Source organism: Streptomyces sp. LZ34 (assembly GCF_053890475.1).
Genome location: NZ_CM132680.1, coordinates 2,265,237 through 2,287,374, shown reverse-complemented (window position 1 = coordinate 2,287,374; position 22,138 = coordinate 2,265,237). Strand labels below are relative to the sequence as shown.

The 22,138-nt window shown below is 73.5% G+C and carries 18 protein-coding genes; 7 read left to right on the top strand and 11 right to left on the bottom strand.

Annotated elements, in window-relative coordinates; all coding sequences use genetic code 11:
* Positions 1-116: 116 nt before the first annotated feature.
* Positions 117-3,773, top strand: coding sequence for an AfsR/SARP family transcriptional regulator (locus ACWY4P_RS08175; RefSeq protein WP_456209545.1), 3,657 nt, complete (start codon positions 117-119; stop codon positions 3,771-3,773).
* A 39-nt stretch (positions 3,774-3,812) separates the two neighbouring features.
* Here the strand turns inward: ACWY4P_RS08175 and ACWY4P_RS08170 are convergent, their stop codons facing one another.
* The 5 genes from ACWY4P_RS08170 to ACWY4P_RS08150 form a co-directional block, all read right to left on the bottom strand.
* The gene (locus tag ACWY4P_RS08170; protein ID WP_456209544.1) at positions 3,813-4,742 is read right to left on the bottom strand and encodes a siderophore-interacting protein; all 930 of its coding nucleotides are present in this window, start codon (positions 4,740-4,742) and stop codon (positions 3,813-3,815) included.
* A gap of 105 nt (positions 4,743-4,847) precedes the next feature.
* Positions 4,848-5,477, bottom strand: coding sequence for a TetR/AcrR family transcriptional regulator (locus ACWY4P_RS08165; RefSeq protein ID WP_456209542.1), 630 nt, complete (start codon positions 5,475-5,477; stop codon positions 4,848-4,850).
* A 10-nt stretch (positions 5,478-5,487) separates the two neighbouring features.
* A complete protein-coding gene (locus ACWY4P_RS08160; protein ID WP_456209540.1) occupies positions 5,488-7,632 on the bottom strand; it encodes a xanthine dehydrogenase family protein molybdopterin-binding subunit in 2,145 nt (714 codons plus the stop codon).
* Positions 7,629-8,630 (bottom strand): FAD binding domain-containing protein, encoded by a 1,002-nt coding sequence (locus ACWY4P_RS08155; RefSeq protein ID WP_456209539.1) that lies wholly within the window; start codon positions 8,628-8,630, stop codon positions 7,629-7,631. Before ACWY4P_RS08155 ends, ACWY4P_RS08160 begins: the two co-directional genes overlap by 4 nt.
* A complete protein-coding gene (locus ACWY4P_RS08150; protein ID WP_456209537.1) occupies positions 8,627-9,187 on the bottom strand; it encodes a (2Fe-2S)-binding protein in 561 nt (186 codons plus the stop codon). Before ACWY4P_RS08150 ends, ACWY4P_RS08155 begins: the two co-directional genes overlap by 4 nt.
* 106 nt (positions 9,188-9,293) lie before the next feature.
* Between ACWY4P_RS08150 and ACWY4P_RS08145 the strand changes: the two genes are divergently transcribed.
* Positions 9,294-10,418 (top strand): XdhC family protein, encoded by a 1,125-nt coding sequence (locus ACWY4P_RS08145; protein ID WP_456212852.1) that lies wholly within the window; start codon positions 9,294-9,296, stop codon positions 10,416-10,418.
* Positions 10,419-10,734: 316 nt separating this feature from the next.
* Here ACWY4P_RS08145 and ACWY4P_RS08140 read toward each other — a convergent pair whose 3' ends face one another.
* Positions 10,735-11,553: a class I SAM-dependent methyltransferase gene (locus tag ACWY4P_RS08140; RefSeq protein WP_456209535.1), complete on the bottom strand. Its 819-nt coding sequence runs from the start codon at positions 11,551-11,553 to the stop codon at positions 10,735-10,737.
* Positions 11,554-11,735: 182 nt separating this feature from the next.
* Here ACWY4P_RS08140 and ACWY4P_RS08135 point away from each other — a divergent pair, with 182 nt between their 5' ends.
* The 3 genes from ACWY4P_RS08135 to ACWY4P_RS08125 all read left to right on the top strand — a co-directional run bounded on the left by ACWY4P_RS08135 (position 11,736) and on the right by ACWY4P_RS08125 (position 13,597).
* A complete protein-coding gene (locus tag ACWY4P_RS08135; RefSeq protein WP_456209533.1) occupies positions 11,736-11,891 on the top strand; it encodes an NUDIX hydrolase in 156 nt (51 codons plus the stop codon).
* A gap of 3 nt (positions 11,892-11,894) precedes the next feature.
* Positions 11,895-12,089: a hypothetical protein gene (locus ACWY4P_RS08130; RefSeq protein WP_456209531.1), complete on the top strand. Its 195-nt coding sequence runs from the start codon at positions 11,895-11,897 to the stop codon at positions 12,087-12,089.
* A 101-nt stretch (positions 12,090-12,190) separates the two neighbouring features.
* The gene (locus ACWY4P_RS08125) at positions 12,191-13,597 is read left to right on the top strand and encodes an MFS transporter (RefSeq protein ID WP_456209529.1); all 1,407 of its coding nucleotides are present in this window, start codon (positions 12,191-12,193) and stop codon (positions 13,595-13,597) included.
* Positions 13,598-13,700: 103 nt separating this feature from the next.
* On the opposite strand, the gene ACWY4P_RS08120 is transcribed toward ACWY4P_RS08125, so the two are convergent.
* The 3 genes from ACWY4P_RS08120 to ACWY4P_RS08110 are packed head-to-tail and all read right to left on the bottom strand — an operon-like array spanning position 13,701 to position 17,201.
* On the bottom strand, positions 13,701-14,606 hold the full coding sequence (locus ACWY4P_RS08120) for a geranyl diphosphate 2-C-methyltransferase (protein WP_456209527.1): 906 nt from the start codon (positions 14,604-14,606) through the stop codon (positions 13,701-13,703).
* Between the two features lie 5 nt (positions 14,607-14,611).
* On the bottom strand, positions 14,612-15,838 hold the full coding sequence (locus tag ACWY4P_RS08115) for a family 2 encapsulin nanocompartment cargo protein terpene cyclase (RefSeq protein WP_456209525.1): 1,227 nt from the start codon (positions 15,836-15,838) through the stop codon (positions 14,612-14,614).
* Positions 15,792-17,201: a family 2B encapsulin nanocompartment shell protein gene (locus ACWY4P_RS08110; RefSeq protein ID WP_456209523.1), complete on the bottom strand. Its 1,410-nt coding sequence runs from the start codon at positions 17,199-17,201 to the stop codon at positions 15,792-15,794. Before ACWY4P_RS08110 ends, ACWY4P_RS08115 begins: the two co-directional genes overlap by 47 nt.
* Positions 17,202-17,588: 387 nt before the next feature.
* Here ACWY4P_RS08110 and ACWY4P_RS08105 point away from each other — a divergent pair, with 387 nt between their 5' ends.
* Entirely contained in the window at positions 17,589-19,610 is a 2,022-nt protein-coding gene (locus ACWY4P_RS08105; RefSeq protein ID WP_456209521.1) for an NAD-binding protein, read from the top strand.
* Positions 19,611-19,626: 16 nt separating this feature from the next.
* On the opposite strand, the gene ACWY4P_RS08100 is transcribed toward ACWY4P_RS08105, so the two are convergent.
* Both ACWY4P_RS08100 and ACWY4P_RS08095 read right to left on the bottom strand, forming a co-directional pair.
* Positions 19,627-20,178 carry a methylated-DNA--[protein]-cysteine S-methyltransferase gene (locus ACWY4P_RS08100; RefSeq protein ID WP_456212851.1) on the bottom strand — a complete coding sequence of 184 codons (552 nt, stop codon included), beginning with the start codon at positions 20,176-20,178 and terminating at the stop codon, positions 19,627-19,629.
* A 58-nt stretch (positions 20,179-20,236) separates the two neighbouring features.
* Complete coding sequence (locus ACWY4P_RS08095) at positions 20,237-20,716, bottom strand: hypothetical protein (protein ID WP_456209519.1); 480 nt, start codon at positions 20,714-20,716, stop codon at positions 20,237-20,239.
* A gap of 279 nt (positions 20,717-20,995) precedes the next feature.
* On the opposite strand from ACWY4P_RS08095, the gene ACWY4P_RS08090 reads away from it, so the two are divergent.
* Complete coding sequence (locus tag ACWY4P_RS08090; RefSeq protein WP_456209517.1) at positions 20,996-22,078, top strand: LacI family DNA-binding transcriptional regulator; 1,083 nt, start codon at positions 20,996-20,998, stop codon at positions 22,076-22,078.
* Positions 22,079-22,138: the final 60 nt, after the last annotated feature.

The window sequence follows — 22,138 nt, the reverse complement described above, 5'->3', positions numbered from 1 at the left end:
ATCGGCCAAGGCGTTTTCGCGGTGCGGTGGTCGGGGGAGCGCTGGTCAGGGGCAGGGCCGGGGGGTGGGGACACGGCTGGGGTCGGCCCGGGCGGCGGTGCGGGGACAATGGGCGGGTGACGTACCGCTACCGTGTGCTCGGCGCCACCCAGGCCCTCCGTCCGGACGGCACCGAGGTGCCGCTCGGCGGCGCCCGGTTGCGCGCGCTGCTGGGCGCGCTGGCCATGGGTGGCGGCCGTCCGGCGTCCACGGCGCAGCTGGCCACCCAGGTCTGGGGCGAGGACGAAGCGCCGCCCGCCGACGAAGTGGCGGCGGTGCAGGCGTTGGTGGGACGGCTGCGGCGGGCGCTGGGCAAGGGCGCGGTGGCCTCGGTGCCCGGAGGCTACCGCCTGGTGGCGGAGCCGGACGATATCGATTTGTTCCGCTTCGAGCGGCTGGCGGCGGAGGGCTCCGCCGCCCTCGGCGCGGGCGACGCGCGCGAGGCCGCCACGCTGCTCGATCAGGCGCTGAAGCTGTGGCGCGGCCAGCTGCTCGCGGATCTGCCGAGCGGGGCCAAAGGAGTGTCGCCAGCCTCGCGCGGCGGCCCCGCCGCCGTACGAGCCGAACGGCGCCACGCCCAGGCGCGCCGGGACCGCCTGGCGGCCGAGGTGGCGCTGGGCCGCGCGGAGGGCGCCCTGGCCGACCTGGCTGCGCTGGCGGGCCAGGGGCCGCTGGACGAGCCACTCCAGGCGCTGTGGATCCGCGCCTTGCGCACCACCGGCCGCCGTGCCGAGGCCCTTCAGGCGTACGAGGAGGTCCGCCTCCGGCTCGCCGATCGCCTCGGCGCGGATCCGAGCGGCGAACTGCGCGCCCTGCACGCCGAACTGCTGGCCGAGGATGTGACTTCGGCGCCGCCAAACGGCCCGGCGCGGCATGGCGGGAGCGGTAGGCGGGGCGGCTCGAAGCGGCACGGGGAGCACGGCGGTTGGCCACGACCTGACGGGCCAGGAGGCGCGCCCCGGCGCGGCGACGGCGGCGCACCGGGGTACGACAGACAAGGCGCTACGCAGCGGCACGCCGCGAGCGGCGCCCCTGAGCATGGCGCGCGCCCTGGGCGCCCCGGGCCCGGCGGGCGCGGCGGAGATGGCGGGCAGCGCGGGCGCGGCGGGCGGCGTGGGGTGGGGAATCTGCGGCCCCGGCTGACCACCTTCGTGGGGCGCGAGGCCGAACTGGACGGGCTGGTCGGTGAGTTGCGCACCCGGCGGCTGATCACCCTGATGGGTCCCGGCGGCGTCGGGAAGACCCGACTGGCCCTGGAGGCCGCCGAGACGGCGGCCGGGGACGCGGCGGCCGGGGACGGGGCGGATGGGGCGTGGCCGGATGGGGCGTGGCCGGGCGGGGTGTGGGTGGCCGAGCTGGCGCCCGTACGGGGCGGAGACGCCGTGGCGGAGGCGGTGCTGACCGCCCTCGGGGCGCGCGATACGGCGCTGCGAGGGCCCGGCGCCCGGGAGCTGAGGGCGGCCGAGGGAGCCGCGCCCGGCCCCCTCGCGGAACTGGTGGAGCACTGCGGCCGGCGCCGGATGCTGCTCGTCCTGGACAACTGCGAGCATGTGGTCGGCGCCGCAGCCGAGTTGGCCCAGACCCTGCTCACCGGCTGTCCGGACGTGACCGTGCTGGCCACCAGCCGGGAGCCGCTGGGCGTGCCGGGCGAGTGGGTACGGCCCGTCGAGCCGCTGCCGCCCGAGGTGGCGCTGCGGCTGTTCGCCGAGCGCGGCGCCGCCGTGCGCCCCGGGTTCCGCGTCGAGGACGACCGGTCCGCCTGCGTGGAGATCTGCCGTCGGCTCGACGGCCTGCCGCTGGCCGTGGAGCTGGCCGCGGCCCGGCTGCGGGCGCTGACCCCGCGCCAGATCGCCGACCGCCTGGACAGCCGTTTCCGGCTGCTGACCGGCGGCCACCGGACCGCACTGCCCCGGCAGCGGACGCTGCGGGCGGTGGTGGACTGGTCCTGGGACCTGCTGGACGACGGCGAGCGGACCGTGCTGCGGCGGCTGGCCGTCTTCTCGGGCGGCTGTGCGCTGGAGGAGGCCGAGGCCGTCTGCGCCGGGGGCGCCACGGGGCACCCCACCCGTGACGACCCGGGCGACTGGGCCGACCCCGCCCCGAAGGACACCTTCGACATCCTGGGTTCCCTTGTCGACAAGTCGCTCGTGCTCGCCGTCCCCGAGGGCCCGGGCGGGATGCGCTACCGGCTGCTGGAGACCGTCGCCGAGTACGCCGCGTGGCGGCTGGCCGAGGCCGGGGAGCGGGAGGCCGTCGAGCGGCGGCACCTGACCGTCTACCGCGAACTGGTCCGCACCGGCGACCCGCTGCTGCGCGGGCCTGAGCAGGCGCGGTGGCTGGAGCGGTTCGAGGCGGAGCACGACAACGTACGGGCCGCGCTGCGGCGGGCCGTGGAGCTGCGGGAGGAGCAGGAGGCGCTGTGCCTGGCGCTCTCCATGAGCTGGTTCTGGCAGCTGCGCAACCACCACGGGGACGCCCGCGCCTGGGCGCCCGCCGTCGCCGCGCTCGGCCCCGACCCCTTCCTCCCGCCCGTACGGCCCGCCGTGCCGCTGGCCGACCCCTGTACCGGCCAGGCGCCGCCCTGGTCCGAGGAACAGCTGTGGGAGGCCCGGCGCGGGGCGCGGCTGATGGTCTTCGCGAGCGACGGAGGCGGCGGCGCCACCTCGGCGGACCGGGAAGGCGCCCAGGAGTACCTGCGCGGGATCGTCGACGCGTACCGGCCGGGGATGCCGCAGACCTGCCGCCAGCCGGGCCTCATGTGGTTCTCCGCCAAACTGCTCACCGGTCAGGCCGCGAGCCTCGGCGAGATGCTGGACGCCATGGTGCGGGACTGCCGGGAGCTCGGGCACGTCTGGGAGCTCGGCCTCGCCCTGCTGCTGCGCGCGAGGCTGCGGTACGACCACCCGGGCGGCCCCGAGCGGGCGGCGGGCGACGCCGACCGGGCGCTGGCCCAGTTCGAGCGGGCCGGTGATCCATGGGGGATCGCCGAGTCGCTGTCCGCGCGCGGCGAGGCGTCCGAGTGGCGGGGCCGGTACGGGGAGGCCGCCACCGACTACGCGCGCGCCATCGGGAGCTCCGCGCGGGGCGGCGCCTGGGCCCAGATCCCCGTGCTCAAGGCCAAGCTGGCGTCCGTACGGCTGGAGGTCGCCCGGGACGCGTGGGAGGAGGCCGAGGCCGAGCGGCTGCTGCGCCACGCGGTGGTGGAGTCGGGCCAGTACGCCGGGGAGACCCTGGACACGGCGCGGCTGATACTGGTCCAGCACCTCGGCCGCACCGGCCGCACCGGCCCCGCGCGGGACCAGCTCGACCAACTGGAGCAGGCCTTTCCGGCCGCCACCCCGGCGTTCCTCACCGGCATGGTGGCGGGCCTGCACGGCTGGCTGGACTGCCTGGACGGCGCGTACGAGCGCGCCCAGGAGCACCTCCGGCGTGCCGTGCGCTCCTTGGAGACCCTGGCCTACCTGGTCGCCCCGCATCTGATCGCCGAGCAGTTCATCAGCGCCGCCTGGGCCAAGGCGCACCTGGGCGCGGCGGAGGACGGGGCGCGGCTGCTGGGGGCCTACGACCACGGGCCCGTGATGGAGGGCTTCTGCTTCCGCTCCTTCTCGGCCGCGGCCGAGGTACGGCAGCGGGCCGAGGCGGAGCTGCGCCGCGCGCTGGACGCGCGCACGTACGAGCGCGCGTACGCCGAGGGCGGCGACCTCACGGTGCAGGAGGCCGCCGCGCTCGTGTGACGGCGCTGGGGGAGAACCGAGCCTCAAAAAAGGGGGGCCTCAGCCGTTGGGCCCCGGCTGCGCGTCCGCCACCCGCTCCCGAGCCTCGGCCAGGTCCTCCTCCGTCGGGGCGTCGTCCTGGGTGAGCTTCAGCCGCCAGTAGCCGGTGAAGTCGACCGACCGCCGGTCGATGCCGCGCTCGTCGACCAGGTGCCGGCGCAGGCTCCGTACCGCCCCCGCCTCACCGGCCAGCCACGCGAACACCGAGCCGGGCGGGAAGGCGGCCGAGCGCACCGCGTCGAGCAGGAGCCCGCCGCTTCCGGCGGGGCGGCCGTTCCGGTGCAGCCAGTGCACCTCCACCTCGCCCCCGGTCGTGAAGCGCTGCTCCTCCGCCGCGTCGGCGACCTCGATGTACGCCACCGCGCGGGCGCCCTCGGGCAGCGCCTCGATCAGCGTGCCGATCGCGGGCAGCGCGGACTCGTCCCCGGCCAGCAGCGTCCAGTCGGCCACGCCGAGCGGCACGGGGCGGGCGAAGGCCGCCGAGGGGCCGAACATGCCGAGCGTGTCGCCGGGCCGGGCCGCCCGCGCCCAGCGTGTCGCCGGGCCAGCGTCACCGTCTCCGCCAGTGTCCCCGCCCCCGCCCCCGTCCCCGCCCCCGTCACCGTCTCCGTGCAGGACAAAGTCGATGTCCAACGAACGGCGCCGCGGGTGGTGCGCCCGGATGGTGTAGCTGCGCATCCACGGCCGCTCGTCCTCGGGGATCGCCTGGTACGCCTGGTACCACCGCATCACATCGCCGTCCGCGCCGGGCTCCGGGAGGCGGGGCGCCGACTGGCCGGGCCTGGGGAAGTACAACTTGACCTGCTGGTCGGGCGCGTCGCAGACGAAGTCGGCGAGGCCGTCCCCGTCGAAGGTCACGCGCGCCATGCGCGGGGTGATCCGCTGGACCTCGGTGACCTGGATGAACCGGACCGGCAACGACTGCTGCACCGAACCTCCTGAGGGCCGTAGTGGCTTGGACCGGGTGGCACATCGGGTGTGCCGCCCATGCCCACGACGGTCCCAGCGGCTCCCTACAACCGGTCGACAGCTCGCCTACAGAGGGGCCGTATCCGGGAGTCCATAGCCGTCCACGAGGGCACGGGCCGCCCGCGTGGCGCGGGCGGCGACATCCGCCGCCACCGCGCCGGGGTCGCCGAATATCCCGTCGAGCAGGAGGGCGACATAGCCGCGCGCCACCGCCGAGAGCGCCTCGAGCAGCTCGACGGCGGTCTGCGCCCCCTGACCCTGCGGCACCACCTCGAACGCGCTCGGCAGCAGCAGGTCGATGAACTCCCGGGTGCTGTTGCGCAGTTCGAGGTGGTGGGCGCGCAGACCGGGGGCGAAGAGCAGGTCGAAGCCGCCCCGGTGCACCGCGGCGGCGCGCACATAGCTGCCGGCGACCATGGCGAGGCGCTCATGGGGCGAGGAGGCCGTGGCCATGGCCTGGAGATGGATCGCCCGCAGCCTGCGCGAGACCTCCAGAGCGGCGGCCGCCAACAGCGCGTCGCGGTCGGCGAAGTGGCGGTACGGCGCCCCGGGGCTCACCTGGGTGCGGCGCGCGGCCTCGGCCACGGAGAAGCCGCGCACCCCCACCTCGTCGACGATCTCCAGCGTCGCCCGGACCAGTGCGGCGGCAAGGTCGCCGTGGTGGTACGCGCCGCGTCCCTTGCCGCTGTATGCCATCCGGCTGACCTTACCGGACCCCCGTTCCGCGCTCCCCGGCCCGGTCGCGCATCGCCCGCAGGGCCTCGCGCGACCGCTCGATCCGGATCGGCAGATCGCGCACCCGCACCCCGGTGGCGTGGTGGAAGGCGTTCGCGATCGCGGCCGCCGAGCCCACGATGCCCAGCTCGCCGATGCCCTTGCCACCGACCGGGTTGAGCTGGTCGTCGCGCTCGTCCAGCCAGTGCGCCTCCAGCTTCGGCACATCGGCGTTGGCGGCGATGTGGTAGCCCGCGAAGTCGTGGTTGGCGAAGTCGCCGAACGCCGGGTCCACCTCGCCGACCTCCAGCAGCGCCATCGAGAGCCCCATCGTCATCGCACCGAGGAACTGCGAGCGGGCCGTGGTGGGGCTGAGGATCCGGCCGGCCGCGAACACCCCCAGCATCCGGTCGACGCGGATCTCGCCGGTGTCGGCGTCCACCCGCACCTGGGCGAACTGCGCGCCGAAGGTGTGGCGTGAGAGATCCGCCCGCTCCTGGAGGTCCTCGGTGGTGTCGGCCATCACCTCCAGGCCCCCGTCCGGGACGACACCCGCGTAGCCGCGCATCTCCTCCACCAGCGCGCGGCACGCCTTGTGGACGGCCCAGCCCCACGAGGACGTGCCCATCGAGCCGCCCGCGAACGGCGCCACGCCCAGCGACGCCCGGCCGATCTCCAGCCGCAGCCGCGTCAGGGGCACCTCGAGCGCGTCCGCCGCCACCTGCGTGAGCGCCGTGCGCGCCCCGGTCCCGATGTCGACCGCGCCGATCCGCACCACAAAGGTCCCGTCCGGCTCGGCGCGCGCGGTGGCCGTCGAGGGCCAGGTGTAGTCGGGGTGGTGCGAGGCGGCCATGCCGGTGCCGACCAGCCAGCGCCCCTCCCGGCGGACCCCCGGGGCCGGATCGCGCCGCTCCCAGCCGAAGCGCGCGGCGCCTTCGCGCAGACACTCGACCAGGCTGCGGCTGCTGAACGGCTTGCCGGTGCCCGGGTCCAGCTCCGGTTCGTTGCGGATGCGCAGCTCGATCGGGTCCATGCCCAGCTCGACGGCCAGCTCGTCGATGGCCGACTCGAGCGCGAACATGCCCGGGGTGTGGCCGGGGGCGCGGAACCAGGCGGGCGTCATGATGTCCAGCGGCGCCACCTTCACGGTGGTACGGACATCCGGCGCCGCGTACATCATCCGCGTCGAGGACACCGTCTGGTCGGCGAACTCCAGCATCCTCGACCGCGGCTGCACCGACTCGTGGTCGATCGCGGTCAGCCGGCCGTCCCGCTCGGCCCCAAGCCTGATCCGCTGGATCGTCGGCGCCCGGTGGGGGACCAGCGCGAACATCTGCTGCCGGGACAGCGCGATCTTCACCGGCCGCCGTACGACCTGGGAGGCCAGCACCGCCAGGACGGCGGGCGAGCGCGGAATGCCCTTGGACCCGAAGCCGCCGCCGACGTGTTCGGTGACCACCTCCACCGCGTCCAGGTCGAGCCCGAACAGCCCGGCCATCACCTGCGCGGCCATACGCGGGCCCTGGTTGGAGTCGTGCAGGGTCAGCCGGCCCTCCTGCCAGGAGGCGATGGTGGCATGCGGCTCCATCGGGCTCGGATGCTCCACCGGAGTGGTGTACGTGGCGTCGGTGCGCACCGGGGCGGCCGCCAGGGCGCGCTCCACATCGCCGCGCTCCTGGAACCCGGGTTCGCCGTCGGTCACCCGCTCGGGGACGTACGCCGCCTCGTCGTCCGCGCGCAGCACCACGTCGTGCGGCTCGGGCGCGTAGCTCAGCCGCACCGCCGCCGCGGCCTCGCGCGCGGACTCCAGGGAGGTGGCCACCACCGCCGCCACGATCTGGCCGTGGTAGGCCACCTCGGGGGACTGCAGTACGAACAGGTCGGCGCTCACCTCCGCGTCCGCGTTCAGCCGCGGGGTGTTGCCGGAGTCGAGGACGGTCAGCACGCCCGGCAGGGCGAGGGCCGCGGACGCGTCCACCTCCGTCACCCGGCCGCGGGCGATCGTCGACTGCACCGGCCAGGCATAGGTGATGTCCGGGGTCGGGAACTCATAGGCGTACAGCGCCTCCCCGGTGACCTTCTGGGGGCCGTCCACCCGGGTCAGCGGGGCGCCGATCGTCTGCTCGACGGTGGTCATCCGCGGTCCTTCCTCGCGACCAGGTCGCGGATGGCCGCGACGATCAGATCAATGGTCAGGTCGACCTTGAACGCGTTGTCCCGCAGCGGGCGGGCGGCCGCCAGCTCGGCCCGCGCCGCCTCGCGCAGCGTCTCCTCGTCCGGGCGCCGCCCCCGCAGCAGGTCCTCCGCCGTCCTGGCCCGCCATGGGCGCGGCGCCACGCCGCCGAGCGCGATCCGGACGTCCGCCAGCCGGCCCGCCTCGTCCACACTCACCGCCGCACCGACGCTGACCAGCGCGAACGCATACGAGCGGCGGTCGCGTACCTTGCGGTAGGCCATCGCCGCGCCCGGCGGCGGCGCCGGCAGCTCCACGGCGGTGATCAGGTCGCCATGGACCAGCACGGTCTCCCGCTGCGGCGTGTCGCCGGGCAGCACGTACAGCTCCTCCACCGGAACGGTGCGCATGGCGCCGTCCGCCGACCGCAGCCGCACCACCGCGTCCAGCGCGACCAGGGCGACCGCCATATCCGACGGGTGGCCGGCCACGCAGTGCTCGGAGGTGCCAAGGATCGCGAGTTCGCGGTGCGCGCCCTCGATCGCGGGACAGCCCGAGCCCGGCTCGCGCTTGTTGCAGGGCTTGGTCACGTCCTGGAAGTAGCCGCAGCGGGTGCGCTGCAGCAGGTTGCCCGCCACCGTGGCGACCGTGCGCAGCTGCCCCGACGCGCCCGCCAGCAGCGCCTGCGACAGCAGCGGGAAACGCTCCCGCACGCCCGGGTCGCCGGCCAGCTCGCCGTTGCGCACCGCGGCGCCGATCAGCGCCGAGCCGTCGGCGTGGTGCTCGATCCGGTCGTGGTCCAGCCGCGAGACGTCCACGACCAGGCCCGGCCCGGCGACGCCGAGCTTCATCAGGTCCACCAGATTGGTGCCGCCGCCCAGATACACGGCGTCGGGCCGGTCCGCCACCAGCGCGGCCGCCTCGGCGGCGTCGGCGGCGCGTACGTATGCGAACTCTTTCATCGCGCGCCCCCGTCCGCGCCCGCCGCCTCCAGGACCGCTTCCACGATGCCGCCGTAGGCGCCGCAGCGGCACAGATTGCCGCTCATCCGCTCGCGGACCTCCTCGTGGTCCAGCGCGCCGACGCCCGCGGCGGCGGCGATGTCCTTGGTCACCTGGCTCGGCCAGCCGCGCCGGGCCTCGCCGAGCGCCCCGATGGCCGAGCAGATCTGGCCCGGGGTGCAGTAGCCGCACTGGAGCCCGTCGTGGTCGAGGAACGCGCGCTGCACCGGGTGCAGGTCCGCGCCTTCCGTCAGGTCCGCCACCCCCTCGATCGAGACCAGCTCCCGCCCCTCGGCCGCCACCGCGAAGATCAGGCAGCTGTTCACCCGCTCGCCGTCCATCAGGACGGTGCAGGCGCCGCACTGCCCGTGGTCGCAGCCCTTCTTCGCGCCGGTCAGCCCCAGCCGCTCACGCAGCACGTCGAGCAGGGTGGTCCGGTTGTCCACGGTCAGGGCGTGTTCGGTGCCGTTGATGCGCAAAGTGATGTCGCTACTCGGAGACGAATGTGAGAGGCTCATACATCCAATGTATCAATCTCTTACATGAGCTGAGGGAATTTCAGACATGCCAGAGGCAGAGGTGCCGCGTGTCGAGATGCCGGGTGCCGGGACCCCGGGTGGCCAGATGCCGGTGGCGGTCGAGGAGGCGCACCGGTGGTGGCAGGCGGGCGAGCCCTTCGCCCGCGCCACGGTCGTGGACACCTGGCGCTCCTCACCCCTGCCGCCGGGCACGAGCATGCTGGTCGGGCCGGACGGCTCCGCCGTCGGCAGCGTCTCGGGCGGCTGTGTCGAGGGCGCGGTCTACGAACTGGCCCAGGAGGTCATCGCCTCGGGCACACCGGTGCTCCAGCGCTACGGGGTGAGCGACGACGACGCCTTCGCGGTCGGGCTGACCTGCGGCGGAGTCATCGACATCTACGTGGAGCGGATCGACCCCACGGCATTTCCCGAGTTCGACGAGGTGGCCGCGGCGATCCGGGGCGGGGCGCCGGTGGCCGAGGTGACCTGCGTGGCCGTCGACGGCCCCGACCCCGCGGGCAGGCTGGGCCGCCGCCTGGTGGTCCGGCCCGAGGGCACCACCGGGTCGCTCGGCTCCGAGCGGCTGGACGCGGCGGCCGCCGAGGCCGCGCGCGGCATGCTGGCCGGCGGGCGCACCGGCACCCTGCGCCACGGCTACGGCGGCCGGCGCCTCGGCCAGGAGCTGACCCTGTTCGTCTCCGCCCACGCCGCCCCGCCCAGACTGCTGGTCTTCGGCGCCGTCGACTTCGCGGCGGCACTGGCCCGGCTCGGCGGCTTCCTCGGCTACCGGGTCACCGTCTGCGACGCCCGCCCCGTCTTCGCCACCCGGCGCCGCTTCCCCGAGGCGCACGAGGTCGTGGCCGACTGGCCGCACCGCTATCTGCGGGCCGAGGCGGAGGCGGGCCGGCTGGACGAGCGAACCGTGGTCTGCGTCCTCACCCACGACCCCAAGTTCGACGTGCCGCTGCTCGAGGTCGCCCTGCGCCTCCCGCTCGGCTACATCGGCGCCATGGGCTCCCGCCGCACCCACGAGGACCGGCTGCGCCGCCTGCGCGAGCGCGGCCTCGGCGAAGACCGCCTGGCCCGCCTGGCCTCCCCCATCGGCCTCGACCTGGGCGCCCGTACCCCCGAGGAGACCGCGGTCAGCATCGCCGCCGAGATCGTCGCCGACCGCTGGGGCGGCAGCGGCACCCGCCTGACCTCGCGCACCGGCAAGATCCACCACGTGTAACATGCAGCGGCTTCCCCTGCTCGCTCGTCGCCCTGGCCGAGGGCGCCTTCGCCGCCCGCGGCCAGGTTGCCCTCCCGCCGGTCGGCCACACCGCCGCCGTCGAGCCAGACAGAGACCGCTGCCACCCACCGGCGCAAGGGCCTGGGCAGTCTGGTCATATGCACCCTGGCCAACTCGTCCGCCGAACAGGGCGCCCGGACCGCGGTGCTCGGAGCGACGGTTGAGGGCAAGGCCCTCTACGAGTCCCTGGGACGGCACACGCACGCCCCCCTGACCGGCCTCATCTTGCTGTGAGCCGACTCGCCGCTTGGTGGGCCTACGACCGGCATACCAGGATGCCGCCGAGGCAGGTGACGCGGAACGAACCGGCAGAGGAGATGGCATCGGCGACCAACTCGCGCGCCCTGGCCACGGTCTCCACGAACGGGACACCGCACTGCTCGGCCCACGCCTCGTACGAGGCCAGGTGGGCGACGACCGGGGCCGGATCGGTGACCTCGATGATCCCGGGGAGTTTCCGCACGCGGATGTCGCTGAATGCCGTCCCGAGAAGGTCAGGGGCTGCCTCCAGTGAGAAGCGCGAACTGAGGGAGACCCGCGTGGGCCCTTCGGGAATGCCGAGGACGTCCCCTGCGGCCCGTTTCCACAGCTGGTCCATCTCCCGTTTGTCAGTAGTGCTGTTGGTCGAGGCGATGACCACGCCACCCGGCCGGAGAACCCGTGCCAGTTCTTGGACCGTGGCCGGTACGTCCCCCACGTGGTACAGCATGTGCAGGGCCAGGACCGCGTCGGCCGTCCCCTTTGCGAGGGGCAGGGTTTGGGCATCGGCCACGAGGACGGGATTTTCGACGTCGGCGAGGATCCCCTCCGAGACGTCCACGCCCACCACGCGAAGGTCCGGGCGATCTTTGCGCAGTCGGCTGACAAACTTCCCGTTGCCGCAGCCGATGTCGACAACGGTCCCGCGGGTGCCCGCCAGTTCCTCCGCGACGATTCCCGGTAGGTCGTACCGGGGCTGTTGCCATCGGTAGATGGACTGTCGTGCTGCCAGGTGACGTCCGTCCGAGTAGGCGCTCCGCGCGAGGAGTTTTCTGTCGGCTACGGCTGCGTCCTGCTGTTCCGTATTGGTCGTCACTTGGCCGGCTCCGGGGGGTTCGTGAGGGCGGGGCGTGAGCAGACTTCCCTGACATTCTCGCGGAGATCAAGAACCATTGGTGAACGCGCGTAAACGGGCTCGGAGAGGCGGGCGCTCACGGCCAGGAGCCGTTTGGAGATGCTTGCTGTACGCCGCGCAGGCTCCGCTGCGAGCACGGTGGCGTGCTGAGCGCCGTCTTCCCTCGCCATGGTGGTGAGTACCTGTTCCTGCCGGGCGGGCGGCGGGCAGGCGATGAGACGGTGGAGGAGTGCGCGCGCCGCGAGCTGCGGGAGGAGGCCGGGATCACCGCCGGGGCGTGGCGGGCCCTTGGTTCGTAGGCGATGACTCTCGGGTCGACGGCGCGCGTGCACCTCTTCGAGGCCCGGCACCTGACTCGCGGGCCGCAGGAGCTCACCCCCACCGAGGAGGACTTCGAACTCTCCTGGTGGCCGATGGGCGACGCGATCAACGCGGCCACGCAAGGCCGCTTCCTTCTTCCGGCCGGGCCCTTGGCGCTGTTGCTCGCGGACAGATGAGCGTCCTCGTGGCCGGAGGGTGAGATGACTCCGCGCCGGGGCTGGGGCGGGGACACAATGGTCCCGTTTCCGGAATGGATGTAGGAGGAATCAACCCAGCCGTGGACACCGCGAGGAGCACCGACGAGGAAGCCGGCCCGGCGAGCGAGGGCGAGCCCGCCGGGCCGAACGGGAACGAGCCGGATGGGAACGAGCCGGATGGGAACGAGCCGGATGGGAACGAGCCGGACGGGAACGAGCCGGGCGGGAAGGGGTGGCGGCGGTGGGTCATGGATGTGCGGCCTCTGCGGCACCGCCCGTTCCGCCGCCTGTGGGCGTCCACCTCCATCACCACGATCGGCAGCCAGCTCACCGCGGTGGCCGTGCCCAAGCAGGTCTACGACCTCACCGGCTCCTCGGCCTGGGTCGGCTACGCGAGCTTCGCGGGGCTGCTGCCGCTCGTGGTCTTCGCGCTGTGGGGTGGCGCGGTCGCCGACCGGGTGGACCGGCGGACCCTGATGCTGGTCACCGGCGTGGGCATCGCCGTCATCTCGGTGCTGTTCTGGGCGCAGTCCGCCGCCGGGATCCACTCGGTGGCGCTGCTGATGGTGCTGCTCGCCGCCCAGCAGGGCCTGTTCGGCATCAACTTCCCCGCCCGCAGCGCCTCGATAGCCCGGCTCGTCCCCGCCGAGGAGCTGCCCGCCGCGGGCGCCCTGCAGTCCACCGTCGCGCAGACCGGCATGGTCCTCGGGCCGCTGCTGGCGGGGGCGCTGATCCCGCTCATCGGACTGTCCACGCTGTATCTGATCGACGCCGTCGCGCTGTGCGTCACCCTGTGGGCCGTGTGGCGGCTGCCCGCGCTGCCCCCGCTGGACGGGGGCGACGGGGCCAGTGAGGGCAAGGCACGCGGCCGGCGGCGGGCCGGCGGGCGGGAGGTGGCCGACGGGTTCCGTTACATCGTGGCGCAGCGGGTGCTGCTGCTGTCCTTCCTCGCGGACATCGTCGCGATGGTCTTCGGCATGCCGCGGGCGCTGTTCCCGCAGCTGGCGTCGAGTACGTACGCGCCCTGGGGCGAAGGGTTCGCGCTCGGGCTGCTGTTCGCGGCGATACCCATCGGGGCGGTGGTCGGCGGGCTGCTGTCGGGGACCTTCTCGCGGGCCCGCCGGCACGGGCTGATGGTCAGCGCCGCCGTGGTGGTCTGGGGGCTGGCCATCACCGGGTTCGGGCTGAGCGGCGGACTGTGGTGGGCGGCGGCCTTCCTGGCCGTGGCGGGGGTCGCCGACATGGTCTCCATGGTCTTCCGCGGGGCGATCCTCCAGTCGGCCGCCACCGACGACATGCGCGGCCGGATGCAGGGCATCTTCACGGTCGTGGTGGCCGGCGGCCCGCGCCTGGCCGACCTGCTGCACGGCACGGCCGGCTCGCTGGTCGGCCCCCGATTGGCGGTGACCGCGGGCGGGCTTCTGGTCGCCGTCATCATGCTCGCCCTGACGGCCACGGCCCCCTCCTTCCGGCGCTACACCGGCTGAGGACACGCCGACGCAAACCGCTGTTCAGGGCTCGGTTCTCCGCCGGCTACCGGCGGTGCCGGGCCCGTCGGGGACGGGCCCGGCCCTTTCGGCCGGCAGGCGGTCAGACGCGGTCGGCCGCGATCAGGAAGTACTGGAAGGAGCCGTCCTTGTAGGAGTTGATGAACGCTTCCTCAATGCCTGTGACCAGTGAGGACGTGGCCCGCAGCGCCCAGTAGGGCAGGGTCGCGGGAGTGAGGTCGATGACGGCCTGCGGTACGAGCCGATTGTCGGCCATGGCGCGCAGGTACTCCCGGCGGGAGTGGATGTTGCACTCGAAGTGCGCGTTGATCTGGGAGACCCACTTCGAGGGCTGGCCGTAACGCGGGTTCCAGCAGCCGGTGATGGTCACGTAGCGGCCGCCGACCGCGAGGACGCGGGAGTGCTCGGCGAAGAGGTCGTGCAGGTCGACGTACATGCTCGACTCGTTGTTCCACGAGGCCGCGGCCTGCCCGGTCTCGAAGGGTGTACCGAGCATGTTGCAGACGTGGGCGTGGACGTGGTCCTCGATGCCGAGTTCACGGGCACGCTGGTTGGCGAAGTCGGCCTGCTTGGCCGACAGCGTGACGCCCTCGACCTTGCACCCGAAGCGCTGGTGGGCCATGACCATCGAGCCGCCGCGGCCGCACCCGGCGTCCACGAGGGTGTCGTCGCGCTCAATGGGGCCGAGGTGGTCCAGGAGGAGTCCGGCCTGCGCCGACTCCAGGCGGTGGAGCTCGGCGATCAGCCTCTTCTCGTATGCGCTGTCGTCGGCGTCGCCGAGGGCGGCGTGGTCGACGTCGCCGATGCCGTAGTGGTGGTGGTAAAGGCCGTCGACATCGCCGAGACGCAGGTTCACGGGCCTGGCCTCGCGGTCCCAGTAGCGGGCGATGTCCCCCTGGTAGGGCGTCATCGGGGCGGGGATGAACACGGAGGTGCTGGTAGAGGTGGGGACGGTGGTGAGATCGGCGCTGGTCACGGATAAGTCCATTCTTCTTACCAGAAGTCGGGCAGGCTGTAGCGATAGGTGTTGGTCTGGTGCCAGTAGTGGTTGCCGTCGACCCACACGGCCACGCCCCGCACAAAGCGCTGCACGCTTGGGACGGGGCAGGCGGCGGCCAGGGCCGCTGCTTCGGCCTCGAAGTCGTGCATGAGCTCGTTGTGGACCTCGACCGCCCTCACATAGGCCTCGCGGTCGGAGATGCCCTCACGTTCGGCGATCACCACGGGCAGATTCAGGTGCCGACCGGGGCCGGCGAGTTCCTTGGTGTACGAGTACAGGTCGTTCACGATGGTGGTGGCGTTGCCGGCGAGCGCGATGACCCGCTGCATGGCGGGCTGGGCGTGCAGGTCCGCGGGCAGCTCGTAGCCGCCGACGGTGTCGGTGATGGTGGGGCAGGGACGGAAGTTGTTGAACTGGCGCATCGCCAGGTATTCCCACACCTCGGGGAGGTGGTCCGTCTGGGCCCAGGCGGCCTCGGCGAGGTACCCCATGTGCAGACGGGCCATGTCGTGCCGGAACCGGTCGGCCTGGGAGGGGCCGGCCTTTTGGAGGAAGTACTCCATGGCGGAGCGATAGGCGCGTCGAGGCGCGTCCGAATGGAGCGACTCCGCCCACCGCGGTTGGTACTCCTCCGTCGTGTGCAGGGGGTCGAGGGCGGTGTGCGCCAGCAGAAGGCGTCCGCCGAGGCCGACGGGCGAGCCTCCGTGGTCCTCGCAGTAGCAGTCGTCCACCGCGTTCTCGGCGACCATCAGGCGCGCGGCGAGCATCAGGTGGTCGACGGTGGGAGCGTCCGGATGGCAGGCGACCATGTAGCGCCCCACGGAGAAGCCGTCGAACTGGTCCTCCCAGTCCTCGGGGTACAGGTCGACCTCGTCCAACGCCCAGGCCTTGATCCTGCGGCCGACCTCCGCCACCCGCGCGGGGTCGGGCTCCGGCACCGGGTGGTGGTAGAGGCCCGGGACCGGGTTGCCTTCCGCCGGAGCCGCCGGCGGTTCCAGCGGCGTCGGCGGCTCCTCGCGCCGGGCCAGGTGCAGGCTCGCCGTGCCCAGGCCACTGGGGCCACGCAGGATCCGTTCCAGGACGGTGCTCGGTGCCTCGAAGCGGGAAGCGGCCGCAGGCAGGCTCGACTGCGGAGGGGAAGGCTCAGGGGCGGGCATCCATGGCTCCTTCTGACTAGTCGTGCCTGGCGATCTGCACGTTCTCCAATACGCCGAGCGCATCCGGCACAAGGATGGCGGCGGAGTAGTAGGTGGTGACGAGGTAGGAGGTGATCGATTTTTCGTCGATGCCCATGAAACGCACCGACAGGCCCGGTTCGTACTCCTCCGGCAGGCCGGTCTGGCGCAGACCGACGACGCCCTGGTTGTCCTCGCCGGTGCGCATGACGAGGATCGAGCTGGTGTTCTCCTTGGTGATGGGGATCTTGTTGCAGGGCAGGATCGGGACGCCGCGCCAGGCCGGGACCTGCTGCCCACCGAGATCGACGTGGTTCGGGTAGAGCCCGCGGGAGTTGAACTCACGTCCGATCGCCGCGATCGTCCTGGGGTGGGCGAGGAAGAACTTGGAGCCGCGGCGGCGGCAGAGCAGTTCGTCGAGGTCGTCCGGGGTGGGCGGGCCGGAGTGGGGCTGGATGCGCTGCTTGAAATCGGCGTTGCGGAGCAGACCGAACTCCCGGTTGTTGATCAGCTCGTGCTCCTGGCGCTCGCGCAGCGCCTCGATGACGAGCCTGAGCTGCTCCTCTGTCTGGTTCATCGGCCCGTTGTAGAGGTCGGCGACCCTCGTGTGGACCCGCAGAATGGTCTGCGCCGCGGAGAGTTCGTACTCGCGCGGTTTCAGTTCGTAGTCGACGAACGTCCCGGGCAGCTCGGGCTCGCCGGCGTGGCCGGCCGACATCGCGATCTCGGCCTCGCCGTGACGGGTCTGCCGCTGGCGGAGAAGTGAGCTGAACCGCTGGATGTGGGCTTGGAGGCCCGGCGCCGCGGACAGCACGGCGGCGAAGTCGGCGCGGGACAGGGTGAGCAGGGTGCCGGCGGTCTCGGCGGTGGCGGTGCAGTCCCACGGGGTGTCCGCGTCCAACAGGGCGTTCTCACCGAACCGGTCGCCGTCGGCGAGTACGGCGACGGCGACCTCATCGCCGTACTTGCCGACGGAGGTCTGGCGGATGCGGCCGCGGGCGATCAGGTGGATCTGCTGGGCGGGCGTACCGCGCTCGACCAGCACTTCGCCGGCGCGGAAGTCGCGCTGGACGCACCGGCCGGCGATCGCGGTCAGCACCTCCACGTCCTCGAAGCCGCGCAGCAGGGCCAGTTCGCCGAGCTCGCGGGGGATCACCCGGACGTCGGCACCATCCTGAACGAACTCCACGCGTCCGTCGCCGACCGTGTAGCTCAGCCGACGGTTCACCCGGTAGGTGCCGCCCTTGGCCTCCACCCAGGGGAGCGTCCGCAGCAGCCAGCGAGAGGTGATCCCCTGCATCTGCGGGGCGGACTTGGTCGTGGTGGCGAGGTTTCGGGCGGCCGCCGTGCTGAGGCTGGACTGCCGAGGCGGCTCCGGCTGTGCTTCCGGGCTGATATCAACAGTCATCGGGCGAACTCTCCTTCGTAAGGGCGGTGACCGGCGTGCGTGCGCGGCACCGGGAAACCCGGCACCGGGAAACGCGTCACCGGGAAAGAGGAAAGGAGGGGGCGAACATCCGGGAATCCGTCCAGATCTCGGGGAACGGTAATGGCCGGTGTGCCCGGCGGGCCGGGGGATGCCGTGGGGATTAACTCGATGAGATGATCTGACCGGTCATAATGTTTGCCCGGGCGGCCGACGGTATTCGGCCACGATCGGCCGGTGCGCCCGATGCGGGATTCGGGCCTGTCGGCCCTTGACTGTCGAACACGTCTACTAAGTTGGCCTGTTGAGTCCGCTCTTCCGTTCGAGAGCGGTGCACCCTACCGCCGAGCGGCACAGGAGACTCCCCGCATGCCCACCCTGCCCCAGCAGCCGCCGGCGGAGCCGTCCGGCCCGCACATGGTCGTGTGCGGCGACGACGCGCTCGCCCACCGCCTCGCCGCCGAACTCAAGGAGGTCTACGGGGAGCGGGTGACCGTCGTCATCCCCGCCACGCCCTCCGCCTGGGAGCCACAGTCGGCGCGGACCGCGGCGCCGGGAGCCGGGCGCGGCCGGGCGCGGGCCGCGGCGCTGTTCGGGCGGGTGACGGCGGCCGTCGGCCGCCCGTCGCTGGCCCCGCCGGAGCCCGCCGCCGCGCCTTCGGGCGCGGGCATACGCGTCCTGGAGGCGGTCGAGCCGGACGACGAGGTGCTCGCCGAGGCCGGGGTGGACCGGGCCGCCGCCCTCGCGCTGGTCTACGACGACGACGAGATCAACATCCACGCCGCGCTGCGCGCCCGCCGCCTCAACCCCCGGCTGCGGCTGGTGATCCGCCTCTACAACCGTAAGCTCGGCGAGCATCTGCGGGAGCTGCTCGACCAGGCCGCGGCGGTTGCCGACCCCGGCCTCGACGCGGCGGATCTGGACGCCTCGACCACCGTCCTGTCGGACGCGGACACCGCCGCGCCCGCGCTCGCGGCCACCGCCGTGGCGGGCACCAGCAAGGTGATCCAGGCCGACGGGGTGCTGCTGCGGGCCGCCATCCACACCCCGTCCGGCCGCGACGCGGTCGCCGACCCCGGGCTCTGCACCCTCGCCCTGCTCTCCTCGACCACCAACGACCCGGCGGGCCTGGAAGGTTCGGACAGCAGCGGGGCCGAAGGGCCGCGCATGCTGCCCGACGACCAAGCCGTGGCGGCGGCGACCGGGCGCCGTACGGTGGTGCTGGAGGCCGTCTCGCACACCGGATCCGCGCTGCCCCCGCGCCGGCTCGGCGGCCGGGGCGTGCCGCTCGGCTCGCTGTTCTCCCGCCGGCTGCGGCGGACCGTCGCGGGGTTCGCCGCGGTGCTGGTGGCCCTCGCCGTCGCATCCTGGCAGATCACCGGGGAACACCCGCTGCGCGCCGCCTATGTGACGCTGCTGGACATCCTTGGCATTGGTGACCCCGCGCTCGGCCAGCCGCTCGCCCGGCAGATTCTGCAACTGCTGTCCGGGCTGGTCGGCCTGATGCTGCTGCCCGTCCTGGTGGCCGCCACGCTGGAGGGGCTCGGCACCTTCAGGACCGCGTCCGCGCTGCGCCGGCCGCCCCGCGGGATGTCCGGCCATGTCGTACTGCTCGGCCTCGGCAAGGTCGGCACCCGGGTGCTGGCCCGGCTGCGGGAGCTGGACATCCCGGTGGTGTGCGTGGAGGAGGACCCCCAGGCCCGCGGCATTCCGCTGGCCCGTCGGCTGAGGGTGCCCACGGTCCTCGGCGATGTCACGGAGGAGGGCGTGCTGGAGGCCGCCAAGATCGACCGGGCACATGCGCTGCTCGCGGTCACCAGCTCCGACACCACCAACCTGGAGGCCGCGCTGTACGCCCGCTCGCTCGAGCCCGGCCTGCGGGTGGCCATGCGGCTGTACGACGACCGCTTCGCCAGAGCCGTCTACCGCACCCTGCGGGCCGCGCACCCGCAGGCGCTGACCCGCAGCCGGAGCGTGTCCACCCTGGCGGCCCCGGCCTTCGCGGGTGCCATGATGGGGCGTCAGATCCTCGGCGCGGTCCCGGTCGAGCGGCGAGTGCTGCTCTTCGCCGCGCTGCCGGCCGCGGGCCATCCGCAGCTGGCGGGCCGCACCGTCGCCGAGGCGTTCCGGCCGGGTGCCTGGCGGGTGGTCGCCCTGGACACCGCGGACCCCGGCGGCCGGTTGCGCGATCTGGCCGTGGCGCCCCCGGACGACGGCAGCGGGCGGCAGCGGGGCCTGGTGTGGGACCTCCCGCCGGACTACGTCCTGCGGCCCCAGGACCGCGTGGTGCTGGCCGCCACCCGTCAGGGCCTGGGCGAACTCCTCGGTCGCGGGCCGGTGTCCGGCCGTACGGAACCCGCCGCGCGCCCCGCCGCCCCGGGCCCGGCCTGAGGCAGGGCCTACGGGGTCAGGACGGGCCCGCCCAGTCCAGCGTGGGGGCCAAGGACCCCTCCAGGGTCAGCAGCCACCGCTTGACCGCGAGCCCCGCCTCCCCACCACCGAAGCCGCCGATGCCATCGGCGGCCACCACGCGGTGGCACGGCACCAGCAGCGAGATCGGGTTGGAGCCCATGATCGAACCCACCGTGCGCGCCGCGAGCGCCCGCTGCTCCGGATCCGCCGCCGCGAACGCCCCGCTGCGCTCGGCGAGTTCGCCGTACGTGATGGTGCGGCCGAAACCGACGGTCCGCTGGAGCGTGCGCAGCACGGCCTGCTGCACTCCGGAGGTCAGTTGCCAGTCGAGCGGTAGCTCCAACTCCCGCCGCCGCCCAGCGAAGTAGTCGGCGAAGCGGTCGGCCACCGCCACCGCCCTGCGGTCGCCGGAGGCCTCGGATATCAGCGGCCCCGTCGGCAACCCGGCCGCGCCCTGCGGGGTGTAGGCCGCCGCCACCACGCCCCGGTCGGTCATGCCCACCCGCATCCGCCCGGTGGGCAGCGGCGTCTTCACGGTCACCCACATCACGCTCACCCGGCGACCCTACTGGGCAGCGCCGACACCTGGTCCGAGCAGTATGTCCTCAGGCGCCCCTCAACTGGTTGTGGTCGCTGGCGCCGTTGACGGGGGACGGCGGGCGGGTGGGGCGCTCCAGGATGCCCCGGGCGTCGCTCGGGATCGCCTCGGGGGCCGGGCCGGGCGGTGCGCCCGTGGTCTCGGCGCCGCCCTGGTAGTGCTGGACGGAGCCGTTGATCTTCTCGATCGCCTGCCGGGCCTGTTCGCCGGGGGACCGGGCCGTCAGGGGCGCGGCGGGAGCCGGGGCGGGGGCGGCGAGCGGCTGGCCGCGGTCAGGGGCGGGCTTGGCGTGGGCGGCGGCCGGCCGGCCGCGCAGCCGGTGGCTGACGGCCTCGTCGAGGCTCACCGGTCGCTGTAGCTGGGCGGCCAGCCGGCCGGCCTCCTGGCCGAGCCTGGCGATGTCCTCCCAGGACAGATGGAGCACGAGGCGGAGCTCCGCTTCTCCGCCCGGGAGAGCTTGTACGAGAGGGGTGGCCGGCTCGTTCACGATCGGGTCTCCAAGCGTCGGGCAGCCGTTGGGCCGCTGTCGGGTCGGCGTCGTGCGCCGCGCACCGGCGCACGGAGGGTGGTACGTGCGACCGCCCCCTCCCGTTCAACGCCTCGTTCAACACCCCGTCGTTTTTGCTTCAGCCGTGGGCCGGCCGTGGGCCAGCCGTGGGCCGGCCGTCGGCCCCGTTCTGGGGGCCGCTTGGTATTGATCGAATGATCGCTACTATGGCGGTGTTTCGACTGAAGACGAAAGCCGATCGCGTCAGGGGTGGGGTGCATGCGGGAGCCGGCGGGAAAGCGGCAGGCACGGATCGCGGGACTGGTGGAGGCCCGGGGCCTCGCGCGGATCACCGATCTCGCGGATGAGCTGGGGGTGTCCGTCGTCACCGTGCGGCGGGACGTGGAGGACCTGGCCCGGCGCGGGGAGCTGCGCCGCGGCCACGGGGTGGCGCGCTCGCTGCGGCCGATGGCCGAGGAGTCCACCGCCACCGGCGACACCGTCGGCATGGTGGTCCCGGAGCGCAACACCTATCTCACCGAAGCCGTCCAGGCGGCGCGCGAGGCCGCCGAGAAGGCCGGTCTGCGGCTCGCGCTGCACATCGCGGCGGACGACCACGGGACCGAGCCCGCGGTCCGCCAGGCGCTGGAGGCGGGCGCGTGCGGTCTGCTGCTCTCACCGCGCTGGCGCGCCGCGGCGGAGACGGAGCGGGACCACGCGTGGCTCGGCGCCCTGGAGGTCCCCGTGGTGCTGGTGGAGCGCCGCCCCCATCGGGACAGCGCCATCTACGGACTGGACTGTGTGCGCTCGGACCACGCCTACGGGGTGCATCTGGCGCTCGACCACCTGACCTCCCTGGGCCATCGGCGGATCGTGCTGGCGGCGCGCGACGACAGCCCCACCGCGCGGGTGATCCGCTCGGAGTTCGCCGCGCAGACCGCGGCCCGTGGCATCGGCGAGGGGTGCCCGGTCATTCTCAGTTCGCGCACCGCGGGGCCCGATCCCCGTCCCCGCGATCCGCGGGAGGCGGACCTGGCGGACGCGGTGCGCCGCGCCGGGGCCACCGCCGCGCTGATCCACGGCGACATGGACGCACTGGTGCTGGTCCAGCGGCTGCGCGAGGCGGGTGTCGAGGTCCCCCGCGACTGCTCGGTGGTCGCGTACAACGACGTGGTCGCCGATATGGGGCAGATCGCGCTGACCGCGGTGTCCCCGCCCAAGGGGGAGATCGGACGGGCCGCGCTGGAACTGCTGACCCGTCAGCTGGAGCGGACGCAGGCGGGACGGTGGGCCGGCGCCCCCCGCCATCTGGAGCTGCTTCCGAGGCTGGTCGTCCGGGATTCGACCGCCCCGCTTCTCTGATCGTTTGACCGATTCAGTTTCTTCTGTTCGATGTATTGACGGCTTTTCAGTCAAGCGATC